Raw genomic sequence first — 12,147 nt, 5'->3', positions numbered from 1 at the left:
GTTGGGCCCGCCGGACGGCGCGGGATGCCGCAGATTGGGCTGCTGGGCCCGCCGGACAGCGCCGGATGCCGCAGATTGGGCCGCTGGGCGCGCCGGGCGGCGCGTGCCGCGCAGTGGGCCGCTGGAGCGCCCGCCGGACTCCGCGGGATGCCGCATGTTGGTCCGTTGGGCGCGCCGGGCGGCGCGGGATGCCGCGCATTTGGGCCGCTGGAGCGCCCGCCGGACTCCGCGGGATGCCGCATGTTGGTCCGTTGGGCGCGCCGGGCGGCGCGTGCCGCGCAGTGGGCCGCTGGAGCGCCCGCCGGACTCCGCGGGATGCCGCATGTTGGTCCGTTGGGCGCGCCGGACGGCGCGGGATGCCGCGCAGTGGGCTCCGGCGCGTGGACGGCGGCCAGGCGCGGCACCTGCTGGCGCCGCCGGCCTTCCACCCGCTGAATCCAGTGGGCGGCGTGGCCTGGCCGGAGTCACGGTCGCCTGCCGACCGGTGTGGCCGGAGAGTCCAGCGGACCATGACCAGGGCCATGACCAGGGCCATCGCGGTCGGCGCCGGTTCGGCGCCAGTCGGTGAACCGGCCCGGGACGGGGGCGGGCTGTCAGCCGGCCGGGACGGGGGCGGGCCGTCAGCCGGGACGGGCGTCGGGACTGGGCAGCAGTCGGGCATGCAGGGCGGCCGGGTCGGTCACCTCGGGCAGGTCGCGGGCGGCGAGCCAGGCTGCCGCGGCGGCGCCGTCGCCGGCCGGGTGGACCGGTGCGTCCGGCCAGCGGAGCATGGCCTCGGCGCGTACCGCGGTGGCGAGCGGGGTGTCGGCGGTGAGCAGGCCGCCGCCGAGCACCAGCGGCGCCGTCGCGCCGGCCGGGCGGATCCGGCCCGCGGTCTCGGCGAGGTGGCCCGCGGCCTCGGCGATCAGCGCCACCGCGGTGGGCTCGTCGGCGCGGGCGGCGTCCACCACCAGCGGCGCCAGCCGGGCCAGTTCCACCGGCGGTCGTCGGGTCACCGCCTGCACGGCCGCGTCGACGGTGTCCCGGGGTCGGGCGGCCACCTCGTCGGTGCCGAGCAGTTCGGTGAGTATCCGCCGGTGCAGCGGGCCGGGCGCGCCGCCGGCGTCCAGGGTGGCCAGCAGTCGGCGGACCGCCTCCCGGCCCAGCCAGAATCCGGAGCCGGCGTCGCCGAGCAGCCAGCCGTGCCCGTCCGCCACCCGGTCCAGCCGCAGGTCGCGGACCTGGGCGGCGATCGCGCCGGTGCCGGCGATCAGCACCGTGCCGTCCGGCTCCGGGGTCCCCGAGGCGTACGCGACCAGGGCGTCGCCGTGCACCGCGTACGGGCAGCGCAGCCCCGCCTCGCGCCAGGCCCGGTCGAAGGCGGCCCGGCCGTCCGGGTCGGCGAGCAGCCGGCCCGCCCCGGCCAGCCCGATGGTGCCCGCACGGACCCGGGCGGGGTCCACGTCGGCGAGCGCCCCGCGCAGGGCGGCGAGCAATTCACCGGCGGCCCGGTCTGCGCCGTGGGTGGTGGGGTTGCCGCCACCGGCCCGGCCGGTGCCGACGCGGGTCCCGTCCAGGGTGGCGGCGGCCGCACGGGTGGACGTACCTCCGATGTCGAGACCGACCACGACGTCGCCGGGCATCGCTGTGGCCTCCCGAGGGTCGACGGTGCGGGCGCATCCATGCTGGTCGGCCGGCCGTTGCCGGGCAAGGCCCGGGCCGCGACGGGCGGCGCGCGGCAGGTAACGGTTTGAAAACTTCGCCCACACCCTTGACAGGAAGGCCCCCGCAGTAAGAACTTTTACCACTAACAGTTAACACTCTTTCCGAAAGGCTGTCGATGGCCGATCACGAGCTCGACACCGGTGCGGGCACCGCGGTGTTCGATGCCGACGCGGCCGATCGGCGGCCGGTGGCCGGGGTCGCCACCGACGGCGTGCTGGCCCGGGTCCGGGCCGGGACGGAGGAGCTGACCGGGGCGCTGCGCCGGGTCGCCGAGCACGTGCTGAGCGATCCGGAGGCGGCGGCCCGGGCGACCATCGTGGAGCTGGCCGAGCGCAGTGGCACGTCGCCGGCCACCATCACCCGCTTCTGCCGGGCGATGGGCTTCGACGGCTACGCCGACCTGCGGCTCGGCATCGCCGCCGAGACCGGCCGGGCCCGCTCCGCCGGGTGGACCGTCGACATCGGACGGGAGATCCAGCCGGGTGATCCGCTGTCCCGGGTGCTCGACCAGATCATGGCCGCCGACACCCGCGCCATGCACGACACCGCCGCGCTGCTCGACCTCGCCGAGGTGGAGCGGGCCGCGGTCGCCATCGCCGGTGCGTCCCGGGTGAACATCTTCGGCGCCAGCGGCAGCGCCCTGGTCGGCCGGGAGATGCAGTTCTGCCTGCACCGGATCGGGGTGGCCGCGTGGTCGTGGAGCGACGTGCACGAGGGGCTGGCCAGCGCCGCGCTGCTCGGCACCGGGGACGTCGGGCTCGGCGTCTCGCACACCGGGCAGACCCGGGAGACCATCGAGATGCTGGCCGAGGCCGGCAGCCGCGGCGCCACCACCATCGCGGTCACCGGCTTCCCGCGCTCACCCCTGGCCGAGCTGGCCGACATCGTGCTGCTCACCGCCAGCCAGGCCACCACCTTCCGGCCGGACGCCCTGTCGGCCCGGCACCCCCAGCTGGTCGTCCTCGACCTGCTCTACATCGCGGTCGCGCAACGCACCCACGACCGCGCCCACGCGGCCTTCCGGCGTACCGCCCAGGCCGTCGACGGTCACAAGGCCGAAAAGCACCTCACCCCACATCACAAGGAGAGATGACATGGCGGACACCAACCCGGCCGACCTGAACCGCCGGACCCTGCTGCGGCGCGCCGCCGCCGCGGGCCTGCTCGTCACGCCGGCCGCCGGCCTGCTCAGCGCCTGTGCCGGCAGCGAGCCCAGCAAGTCCACCGACACCGGGGGGTCGAAGAGCGCGGACAACCCGTTCGGCGTCAAGGACGACAGCGCCGTCAAGGTGGTGATCTTCAACGGCGGCCTCGGTGACCAGTGGGCCAAGGAGGACCAGGCCGTCTTCACGGCCAAGCACCCGAAGGTCACGGTCAACATGAGCTCCACCCAGAAGATCAAGACCGAAGAGCAGCCCAAGATGGCCACCCAGCCGAGCGACCTGGTGATGAACTCCGGCGCCGACATGATGGACATCAGCACCCTGGTCAACGAGGGCGCGATCGAGCCGCTGGACGACCTGCTCAAGGCCCCGGCCTGGGACAGTGAGGGCACGGTGGCCGATTCGCTGCTGCCGGGCACCGTCGAGGACGGCACCTTCCAGGACAAGTTCTACGTGGTCAACGTGGCCTTCACGGTCTGGGGCAACTGGTACAACGGTGCGCTGTTCGACAAGGAGGGCTGGCAGCCGCCGAAGACCTTCGACGACTTCTTCGCCCTGGCGCCGAAGATCAAGGCCAAGGGCATCGCCCCGTACGTGCACGACGCGGTGCACGGCTACTACCCGCGCTGGGCGCTGATGGCGACCATCTGGAAGTCCGCCGGCAAGCAGGCGGTGGTCGACATCGACAACCTGAAGGAGAACGCCTGGAAGGCCGACGGCGTCCTGCCCGCCCTGCAGGCGTGGGAGAAGCTGGTCAAGGACAAGCTGCTGCTGCCCGGCAACCTCAACCACACCCAGTCGCAGCAGGCGTGGCTGGACGGCAAGGCGGCCTTCATCCAGGTCGGCACCTGGCTGAAGAACGAGATGGCGGCCACCATCCCGCCGGGCTTCGAGATGAAGCTCTCCGACTACTGGGGCCTGGGCGCGAGCGACAAGGCGCCCGACGACGTCTTCGCCGGCGCCGGCGAGGGCCTGGTGGTGCCCAGCAAGGCCCCGAACAAGGCGGCGGCCAAGGAGTTCCTGCGCGCGGTGCTCTCCAAGGCCGGCTCGGCCAAGTACGCCGAGCTGACCAAGTCCCTGGCCTCCACCAAGGGCTCGGGCGACAATGTGCAGGACTCGGCGCTGACCACCGCCAACGAGCTGATGAAGAACGCCCCGAAGACCCTGATCAAGACCAAGTTCTGGGACTTCTACGCCGACCTGGACAAGGAGAGCCAGAACCTCTCCGAGGAGCTGATGGCCGGCCGCATCACCGCCCAGCAGTTCGTCGACAAGATGCAGGCGGCCGCGGACAAGGTCGCCAAGGACTCGTCCATCCAGAAGCAGACCCGCACCGCCTGACCCGTACGAGGAAGTGAGTCCCATGCGGCACGGTGTCGCGCGTTTCGTGACCGGGTTCCTGGCCCTGCCCGTCGCGCTGTACCTCTTCTACGTGGTGTGGCCCTTCGCCCAGGCGGCCGGCTACTCGCTGACCGACTGGGGAGGCTACTCCGATCGGCAGAACTTCGTCGGGCTGGACAACTACGTCCGGCTGCTCTCCGACGAGCTGATCCGGAAGGCGTTCTGGCACAACGTGTTCTTCCTGGTCACCGTGCCGCTGTTCACCATCGCGCTGGCCCTGTTCCTCGCGTTCCTGCTCAACGTGGGCGGACGCGAGGACAGGGCGGGCATCCGCGGGGTGTTCGGCTCCGGCTTCTACAAAATCATCTTCTTCTTTCCGCAGGTGCTGTCGCTGGTGGTCATCGCCGTGATGTGGCAGCAGATCTACCGGTCCGACAACCAGGGCCTGATCAACGGCCTGCTCATCAAGGTCGGGCTGGTCGACGCGGACAACCCGATCGCCTTCACCGCCGACCCGGAGCCGTTCCTGGGCATCCCGGCGGTGCTGTGGTGGCTGCTGCTGATCGCGGTCTGGAGCGGCGCGGGCTTCTACATGGTGCTGTTCTCCGCGGCCATGCAGTCCATCCCGAAGGACATCTACGAGGCGGCCATCCTCGACGGGGCCAGCCGTTTGCACACCTTTTTCCGGATCACCCTGCCGCTGCTGCGCGACACCATCTCGGTGGCCTGGGTCTATCTGGGGTTCATCGCGCTGGACATGTACGCGCTGGTCTTCGTGATGACGCCCAGCCAGGGTGGCCCCGACCACGCCAGCGAGATCTTCGCCTCGGTGCTGAACTTCACCGCGTTCCAGAAGGGCCAGTTCGGCTACGCCTGCGCGATGGGCGTGGCGCTGGCGATCTTCACGATCCTGCTCGCCGCGGCGCAGCTGAGGATCACCCGCCGTGAGCGGATCGAGTTCTGAGGAGGCCTGGACGATGAGCACCACGACCCATCCCCGTACCGATCAGGCCCCGCCGCCCGCCCGCCGCGACGCCGCCGGCGCCGCGCGGCCCCGCGGCGCCGGCCTGGGCGGACGCGTCTTCAACGGCTTCTCCCACCTGTTCCTGCTGGTGTGGGCGGTCATGGTGATCTACCCGCTGGTCTGGGTGGTGATGTCGGCGCTCAAGAGCGACTCGGAGGTGATCCGCAAGCCGCTGTCGCTGATCCCCGACACGCTGCGCTTCGAGAACTTCGGCCGGGCCTGGGGGGAGGGGCACCTCGGGGCGTTCTTCCTGAACACCGTGCTGGTGCTGGCCGGCAGCGTCACCCTCACCATGCTGCTCGGCTCGATGGCCGCCTACGTGTTGGCCCGGTACGACTTCCCGGGCAACCGGGCGATCTACTACATGTTCCTGACCGGCCTGACTCTGCCGATCTACCTGGCGGCGGTGCCCCTGTTCAAGGGCGTCTACAACATGGGCGTGGTCTTCCCGCTGCTCGGGCCCAACAAGCACCTGATGCTGATCGTGGTCTACGTGGCCTGGTCGCTGTCGTTCACGATCTTCTTCATGCACTCGTTCTTCCGGACGCTGCCCCACTCGATCGCCGAGGCGGCCCTGGTCGACGGGGCCTCGCACAGCCGGATGTTCTTCAGCGTGATGCTGCCGATGGCCAAGCCCGGCCTGATCAGCATCGGCATCTTCAACGTGCTCGGCCAGTGGAACCAGTGGTACCTGCCGACGCTGCTGATGCAGTCGGTGGCGGGGGAGCCGAAGCACCAGGTGATCTCGCAGGGGCTGATCGAGCTGTCGGTCAACCAGGGCTACAAGTCGGACTGGTCGGGGCTGTTCGCCGGGGTGACCATGGCGATGCTGCCGGTGCTGATCGTCTACATCGTCTTCCAGCGGCAGGTGCAGTCGGGCCTGACGGCGGGCGTGGGCAAATAGCTGGTCAGGAATCAAGAAGCCCAGGTCACGGCGGCGCAACTAGCCTGATCGTCATGAACCTCACCATTCACACCACCGCCCTGCCGCACGTCGACCCGGACGCCTCGGTGGCCTTCTATCGGGACGTCCTGGAGTTCGAGGTGCGCAACGACGTCGGCCAGGGCCGGATGCGCTGGATCACCGTCGGCCCCGCCGGCCAGCCCGACACGTCGATCCTGCTGGCGCCGCCGGCCGTCGACCCCGGGATCACCGACGACGAGCGGCGCGTGATCTCCGAGATGATGGCCAAGGGCACCTACGGCTGGATCCTGCTGGCCACGCCGGACCTGGACGGCACCTTCGAGAAGGTACGGGCCGGGGACGCCGAGGTCGTGCAGGAGCCGACCGAGCAGCCGTACGGCATCCGCGACTGCGCCTTCCGCGACCCCGCCGGCAACCTGATCCGGATCCAGGAGCTGCGCTGACGGGCGGCTGACGGACGCCGGGAGTTGATCATGTGCCACCCCTCGTGGGGTCGCGCCCGCAGCGCGGCCCGGCACCTGGACGACCTCGCCCGGCTGCGCCGGGTAAGGGACCGGATCGACCGGGAGTACGCGCAGCCGCTGGACGTGGAGGCGCTGGCCCGTGGCGCGCACGTGTCCGCCGGGCACCTCAGCCGCCAGTTCCGGCTGGCGTACGGCGAGTCGCCGTACGCGTATCTGATGACGCGGCGCATCGAGCGGGCGATGGCGCTGCTGCGCCGGGGAGACCTGAGCGTGACCGAGGTGTGTTTCGCGGTGGGCTGCGCGTCGCTGGGCACCTTCAGCACCCGCTTCACCGAGCTGGTCGGGATGTCGCCCAGCGCCTACCGGCGGGCGGCGATCCGCGCCACCGCGGGGCTGCCGTCGTGCGTGGCGAAGCAGGTGACCAGGCCGGTGCGGAAGCCGGAGGCGCGGGTGCCCGCGCGGTAGCCGGCGTGACCCGGGCGCCGGCGGCGGCCTTCCCGGCGGCATTTTTCATGTTAGTCTGACTAACATGAATCGGCGAGAGTACCGCCAGGGTGCGCGGGCCGTCACGGCCCGAGTCACCGGCGAGCGCATCATCGATGCGCTGGTCTCGCTCTTCCTGGAGCAGCCGCTGAGCGAGATCCGGCTCGCCGACGTCGCGCAGCGCGCCGGGGTGACGGTGCAGACCGTGATCCGCCGGTTCGAGAGCAAGAACGGCCTGGTCGCCGCCGCGGTCGAGCGGGTCAGCGCCGAGATCGCCGCGACCCGCGCCACGGTGGTTCCCGGCGATGTGGGCGCGGCTGTGGCGAACCTCGTCGAGCACTACGAGCAGGCGGGCGACCTGTCGCTCAAGCTCCTGGCGGAGGAACCGCTCGACCCTTCCGGGCGCTCGATAGCCGACCTCGGGCGCGACGTGCACCGCCGGTGGTGCGAGGCCGCGTTCGCGCCCGCGTTGGACCGGCTGACCGGCGCGACCCGGCAGCGGCGGCTGGCCCAGCTCGTCGCGATCTGTGACGTCGCCACCTGGAAACTGCTGCGCCGGGACGCGGGTCTGAGCCGAGCCCAGACCGAGTTGGCGCTCACCGAGATGCTCACCCCCCTCACGGAGGAGACCTGATGGCAACGGTGCTCGCCTACACCTCACCCGCGAAGGGGCACCTGTTCCCCGCCGCGGCCCTGCTGCTCGAACTTCGTCGCCGCGGCCACCCGATCGTGCTGCGTACCCTCGCGTCCGAGGTGGAGACGATGCGTCGGCTCGGCTTCGACGCGGCGCCGATCGATCCGCGCGTCCCGGCGATCGTGGAGCCCACCCGACTGCCGCGCGGCACCGTCGCCGCGCTGCGGGCCGGGATCGGCGTCTTCGCCCAGCGCGCCCCGCACGAGGCCGCCGACCTGCGCCAGGCCATCGCCGAGCACCAACCGGACGTCGTCCTCGTCGACGTGAACTCCTGGGGTGGCCTCGCCGAGGCCGAACGCTGGTCGGCGGCGACCGGCGGGCTCTTCGTCGAGTTCTCCCCCTACACGCCGGCGATTCCGTCCCGGGACGCGCCCCCCTTCGGCCCCGGGCTGCCACCGGCCCGCGGCCCGCTGGGTCGACTGCGCGACCTGGCGTTGCGGCCGCTCGTCTTCGGCACCCTGGAACGGGCCGCGCTGCCGATGCTCAACAAGGTGCGTCGCGACCTGGGCCTCAGCGACGTCGCCGACGCCCGAGACATGTTCACCCGGGCCCAGCTGATGCTGGTCACCACTGCCGAGCCGTTCGAATACCCGCGCCGTGACTGGCCCGAGCAGACCGTCCTGGTCGGGCCGTGCGAGTGGGAACCGCCCGTCGCCGAACCGGGCTGGCTGGTCGACCTCACCGACCCCGTCGTGCTCGTCACCACCTCCTCGGAGGCCCAGGACGACGGACGGCTCGTCCAGGTCGCCCTGGACGCCCTCGCCGATGAACCCCTGCTCGTGGTGGCGACCCTGCCGGCCGGCATCCGTGACTCGTACCGGATCCCGGCCAATGCGCACGTCGAGGAGTTCGTCCCGCACTCCGCCGTCCTGGCGCGCAGCGTGGTCGCGGTCACCCACGGCGGCATGGGGGCGACCCAGAAGGCGCTCGCCCGTGGCGTGCCGGTGTGCGTCGTGCCGTTCGGGCGCGACCAGCACGAGGTCGCCCAGCGGGTCCGGGCCAGCGGCGCCGGCACCACCCTCGGGTCCGCCCGGCTCACCCCCGAACGGCTCCGGTCGGCCATCCTCCAGGCGCGCGATCGTGCCGACGGGGCGCGCCGCATCCGGGACGCCTTCGACGCCTCCGGCGGGCCCCGGGCCGCCGCCGACGCCATCGAGAAGCGCCTGGCGGGGATCTCCACCGGCTAACGGCCGGGGCGCGGCCGGCAAGGTCTTGAGTCGCGACCCTCCGGTGGAGACATTGCAGATGCATCGCCAACCGACTACCGTGGGATGCAATGCAGTCGCATTGCATCGTGGGGGAGGTCGACGTGCAGGTGATCGCGTTGTCCGCGGCGACCGCCGACCGGGTCGACCTGGTCGGCGGCAAGGCGGCCGGGCTGGGCGAGCTGATCCGGCGGGGGGAGCGGGTTCCCGACGGGTTCTGCGTCACCACCACCGCGCACCGACTCGGCGTCATTCCGCGGGCGGAGATCGTCGCCGCGTACCAGCGGCTCGGTGCCGGCCCGGTGGCGGTGCGCTCCAGCGCCACCGCGGAGGACCTGCCGGAGGCCAGCTTCGCCGGGCAGCAGGACACCGTCCTGGACGTCACCGGCACCGCCGAGTTGATCGCCGCGATCGGGAAGTGCTGGGACTCGCTGCACACCGCCCGGGCCACCGCCTACCGCGACGCCCGCGACCTCGACCACCGGGCGGTGCGGATGGCCGTGATCGTGCAGCGCATGGTCGACCCGGCGGTCGCGGGGGTGCTGTTCACCGCGAACCCGCTGACCGGCCGCCGCGACGAGATGGTGGCCGACGCCGCGCCGGGTCTCGGCACGACGGTGGTCGACGGTGCGGCGACGGTGGATCACTACGTCCTCGACGGCATGCCCCGAGCCGACCCGGGCTGTCTGACCTCCGCGCAGCTGGCCGAGCTGCGCGCGGCGGGTGAGCGGCTGCAGGGTCACTTCGGCTGCCCGCAGGACGTGGAGTGGGCGTTCGACCGCGACGGCGTGCTCTGGCTGCTCCAGTCACGGCCGATCACCAGCCTGTTCCCCCGCCCACCGGAGACCGGGAAGCCCCTCCCTCGGATCTACCTGGAGTTCGGCCACGTGCAGGGGATGCGGCAACCGGTCACCCCGATGGGCATGTCGACCCTGCGGGCACAGATCGCGGCGATGCTCGCCACGCTCGGCGTCCGGGTCGAGATCGTCGACATCGGCGGCCGCCTCTACGGCGACCTGACCGACCTGACCCGCCGCAGGTCGTCCCGCAAACGGCTGGTGAAGCTCATGGCGGTCGACTTCGGCCCGCGGGCGCAGGCGGTGATGCGGCACGTGCTGGCGGACCCGCGGTTCGCGCCGACCGGGGGCGGCGCCGCCCGCCCTCCGGGGGCCGGCTCCCTGGGGACGGCCGGCCGCGCGGTGGTGGGGATCCTGCGCGCGCTGGCCCGTCCCGACGCGGCGCGGAGCCGGATGTTCCAGGCCATCGACGAGCTGCGGGTGGGCTCGGTCGCCCCCGCCGAGCTGCGGACCGCCGCCGACCGGCTCCGCTTCCTGCAGGCGCCGGACGCCGCGGGCGGCGCCGACGCGATCGTGTGGCCGATCGTCACCGGGATGCTCGCCGCCGCGCTGCCGGCCGCGCTGCTCAAGGGCGTCGCGAGCCCGGACGAGATCCACGCCGTGCTGGCCGGGATGCCGCACAACGTCACCATCGAGATGGACCTCGCGCTCTGGCGACTCGCCCAGAACGCGGGCGAGCACCGTCAACTCCTGCTCGACACCCCGCCGGCCGAGTTGGCCGCGCGCCATCTGGGTGGGACGCTGCCCGACGTGGGGATGGCCGGCTTCCTGACCGCGTACGGTCATCGCGGCGTCGCCGAGGTCGACCTCGGCGTGCCGCGCTGGGCCGAGGATCCGGCACCGGTCTTCGCGGCCCTCGCCAACTATCTGCGGGTCACCGACCCGGAGCAGGGGCCCGACCGGCGCTTCCGGCGGGCCGCCGCCACGGCCGAGGCGGCCCTCGACGAACTCGTGCGGCGGGCCCGCCGCCGACGGCCGGTACGCGGCACCCTGGCCGGGTTTCTGCTGCGCCGGGCCCGGTCGTTGGCCGGCCTGCGGGAGGCCGGCAAGTTCGCCGGGTTGTACCCACTGCGGGAGAGGCGACGGCAACTGCTGCTCATCGGCGCGGAGCTGCACGGTGCCGGGCTGCTGGAACGGCCCGACGACATCATGTTCCTGACCCTCGACGAGGCGCACGCCGCCGTGCACCGCGGCGTCGATCACCGGGCCACGGTCGCCACCCGCCGGGCGGTACACCGCCGGGAGTCCCGCCGCCGGGTCGTGCCGGTGGCGCTGCTCTCCGACGGCACCGACGTCGAGACCGTACTGCCGGCGGCGCCCGCCGCCGACGGCGTCCTGGCCGGCGTCGGTGCGTCGGCGGGCCGGGTGACCGGCCCGGCCCGGGTCGTGCACGACCCGGCGACCGCCCACATCGAGCCCGGTGAGGTCCTGGTCGCCGCGACCACCGACCCCGGCTGGACGCCGCTGTTCCTCACCGCCTCGGCGCTGGTCACCGAGACCGGTGCGATCATGGCGCACGGCCCCACCGTGGCCCGGGAGTACGGCATTCCCGCCGTCATCTGCGTGCCCGCCGCCACCCGGACGATCTCCACCGGTCAACTGGTCACCGTGGACGGCGGCGCCGGGACCGTCACCGTCCACTGACCGGCCGCCGGCGGACCGCCCGGGCCGGCCACTGTGAAACGATCGAGGTCATGCCCAAGAAGGTCGACCACCAGGAGCGACGCACCCGCATCGCGGACGCGCTGATGCGGGTCGCCGCCGAGCAGGGCCTGGAGGCCGTCAGCCTCCGTCACGTGGCTGCCGAGGCCGGGGTCTCCGCCGGCATGGTCCAGCACTACTTCCGCACCAAGGACGAGATGATGGCGTTCGCCATGGCCGTGGTCCGCGAACGCGGCCAGGCCCGGGTCACCGAGGCGGTGGCGCGGCTGGGCGAGAACCCGCCGGCTCGGCTGCTGCTGCGCACGATGATCACCGCGCTGCTGCCGCTCGACGAGCGGACCCGGGACGACGGGCGGGTGGCGCTGGCCTTCCTCGCCTACCTGGCGGTCCGGCCGGCCGCCGCGCCCCGCCTGCGGGCGGACACCGCGCAGCTGACCGAGTTCGTCGCCGGCGTCCTCCCGTCCCGGGACGCCGCCGCCGCGGCCGGCCTGCTGGCGCTGATGGAAGGGCTCGGTGTCTATCTGCTCGGCGGGCAGTACACCACCGAGCAGGCGTTGGCCGCGCTGGACGCCCACCTCGACCTGCTCTTCGGCGCGACAGCGGCCTGACCGAACGCCGGCCGCTG

11 protein-coding genes are annotated in these 12,147 nt (G+C 72.7%); 10 read left to right on the top strand and 1 reads right to left on the bottom strand.

What is annotated here, in order from left to right:
- Window positions 1–620: 620 nt before the first annotated feature.
- Window positions 621–1,622: an N-acetylglucosamine kinase gene (locus tag K7640_RS11705; protein ID WP_222954808.1), complete on the bottom strand. Its 1,002-nt coding sequence runs from the start codon at window positions 1,620–1,622 to the stop codon at window positions 621–623.
- 197 nt (window positions 1,623–1,819) lie between these two features.
- Here K7640_RS11705 and K7640_RS11700 point away from each other — a divergent pair, with 197 nt between their 5' ends.
- The 10 genes from K7640_RS11700 (at window position 1,820) to K7640_RS11655 (ending at window position 12,130) form a co-directional block, all read left to right on the top strand.
- Window positions 1,820–2,797, top strand: a complete 978-nt coding sequence (locus K7640_RS11700) for a MurR/RpiR family transcriptional regulator (protein WP_222954807.1) — start codon at window positions 1,820–1,822, stop codon at window positions 2,795–2,797.
- A 1-nt stretch (window position 2,798) separates the two neighbouring features.
- Window positions 2,799–4,208, top strand: a complete 1,410-nt coding sequence (gene ngcE, locus K7640_RS11695) for an N-acetylglucosamine/diacetylchitobiose ABC transporter substrate-binding protein (RefSeq protein ID WP_222954806.1) — start codon at window positions 2,799–2,801, stop codon at window positions 4,206–4,208.
- 22 nt (window positions 4,209–4,230) lie between these two features.
- The gene (locus tag K7640_RS11690; RefSeq protein ID WP_222954805.1) at window positions 4,231–5,172 is read left to right on the top strand and encodes a carbohydrate ABC transporter permease; all 942 of its coding nucleotides are present in this window, start codon (window positions 4,231–4,233) and stop codon (window positions 5,170–5,172) included.
- A gap of 13 nt (window positions 5,173–5,185) precedes the next feature.
- Window positions 5,186–6,136 (top strand): carbohydrate ABC transporter permease, encoded by a 951-nt coding sequence (locus tag K7640_RS11685; protein WP_222954804.1) that lies wholly within the window; start codon window positions 5,186–5,188, stop codon window positions 6,134–6,136.
- Between the two features lie 53 nt (window positions 6,137–6,189).
- Window positions 6,190–6,600, top strand: a complete 411-nt coding sequence (locus K7640_RS11680) for a VOC family protein (RefSeq protein WP_222954803.1) — start codon at window positions 6,190–6,192, stop codon at window positions 6,598–6,600.
- Window positions 6,601–6,630: 30 nt separating this feature from the next.
- Complete coding sequence (locus tag K7640_RS11675) at window positions 6,631–7,086, top strand: helix-turn-helix transcriptional regulator (RefSeq protein ID WP_222954802.1); 456 nt, start codon at window positions 6,631–6,633, stop codon at window positions 7,084–7,086.
- Between the two features lie 64 nt (window positions 7,087–7,150).
- Window positions 7,151–7,738, top strand: a complete 588-nt coding sequence (locus tag K7640_RS11670; protein ID WP_222954801.1) for a TetR/AcrR family transcriptional regulator — start codon at window positions 7,151–7,153, stop codon at window positions 7,736–7,738.
- Complete coding sequence (locus K7640_RS11665; RefSeq protein WP_222954800.1) at window positions 7,738–8,985, top strand: nucleotide disphospho-sugar-binding domain-containing protein; 1,248 nt, start codon at window positions 7,738–7,740, stop codon at window positions 8,983–8,985. The genes K7640_RS11670 and K7640_RS11665 overlap by 1 nt, the downstream gene beginning before the upstream one ends.
- A gap of 89 nt (window positions 8,986–9,074) precedes the next feature.
- A complete protein-coding gene (locus tag K7640_RS11660; RefSeq protein ID WP_255608748.1) occupies window positions 9,075–11,504 on the top strand; it encodes a PEP/pyruvate-binding domain-containing protein in 2,430 nt (809 codons plus the stop codon).
- Between the two features lie 50 nt (window positions 11,505–11,554).
- Window positions 11,555–12,130, top strand: coding sequence for a TetR/AcrR family transcriptional regulator (locus tag K7640_RS11655; protein WP_222954799.1), 576 nt, complete (start codon window positions 11,555–11,557; stop codon window positions 12,128–12,130).
- The last annotated feature ends 17 nt before the right edge of the window (window positions 12,131–12,147 follow it).

The sequence above is a fragment of the Micromonospora sp. PLK6-60 genome (genome assembly GCF_019890675.1).
Taxonomy (GTDB): Bacteria; Actinomycetota; Actinomycetes; order Mycobacteriales; family Micromonosporaceae; genus Micromonospora.
This window is presented reverse-complemented; position numbering and strand designations above follow the sequence as displayed.

Bases quoted from the DNA above. Each gene is read 5' to 3' on its own strand.
- K7640_RS11655 (WP_222954799.1), top strand. From the start codon at position 11,555: ATGCCCAAGAAGGTCGACCACCAGGAGCGACGCACCCGCATCGCGGAC.
- K7640_RS11660 (WP_255608748.1), top strand. From the start codon at position 9,075: ATGCAGTCGCATTGCATCGTGGGGGAGGTCGACGTGCAGGTGATCGCG.
- K7640_RS11665 (WP_222954800.1), top strand. From the start codon at position 7,738: ATGGCAACGGTGCTCGCCTACACCTCACCCGCGAAGGGGCACCTGTTC.
- K7640_RS11675 (WP_222954802.1), top strand. From the start codon at position 6,631: ATGTGCCACCCCTCGTGGGGTCGCGCCCGCAGCGCGGCCCGGCACCTG.
- K7640_RS11680 (WP_222954803.1), top strand. From the start codon at position 6,190: ATGAACCTCACCATTCACACCACCGCCCTGCCGCACGTCGACCCGGAC.
- K7640_RS11700 (WP_222954807.1), top strand. From the start codon at position 1,820: ATGGCCGATCACGAGCTCGACACCGGTGCGGGCACCGCGGTGTTCGAT.
- ngcE (WP_222954806.1), top strand. From the start codon at position 2,799: ATGGCGGACACCAACCCGGCCGACCTGAACCGCCGGACCCTGCTGCGG.
- K7640_RS11705 (WP_222954808.1), bottom strand. From the start codon at position 1,622: ATGCCCGGCGACGTCGTGGTCGGTCTCGACATCGGAGGTACGTCCACC.
- K7640_RS11690 (WP_222954805.1), top strand. From the start codon at position 4,231: ATGCGGCACGGTGTCGCGCGTTTCGTGACCGGGTTCCTGGCCCTGCCC.
- K7640_RS11670 (WP_222954801.1), top strand. From the start codon at position 7,151: ATGAATCGGCGAGAGTACCGCCAGGGTGCGCGGGCCGTCACGGCCCGA.
- K7640_RS11685 (WP_222954804.1), top strand. From the start codon at position 5,186: ATGAGCACCACGACCCATCCCCGTACCGATCAGGCCCCGCCGCCCGCC.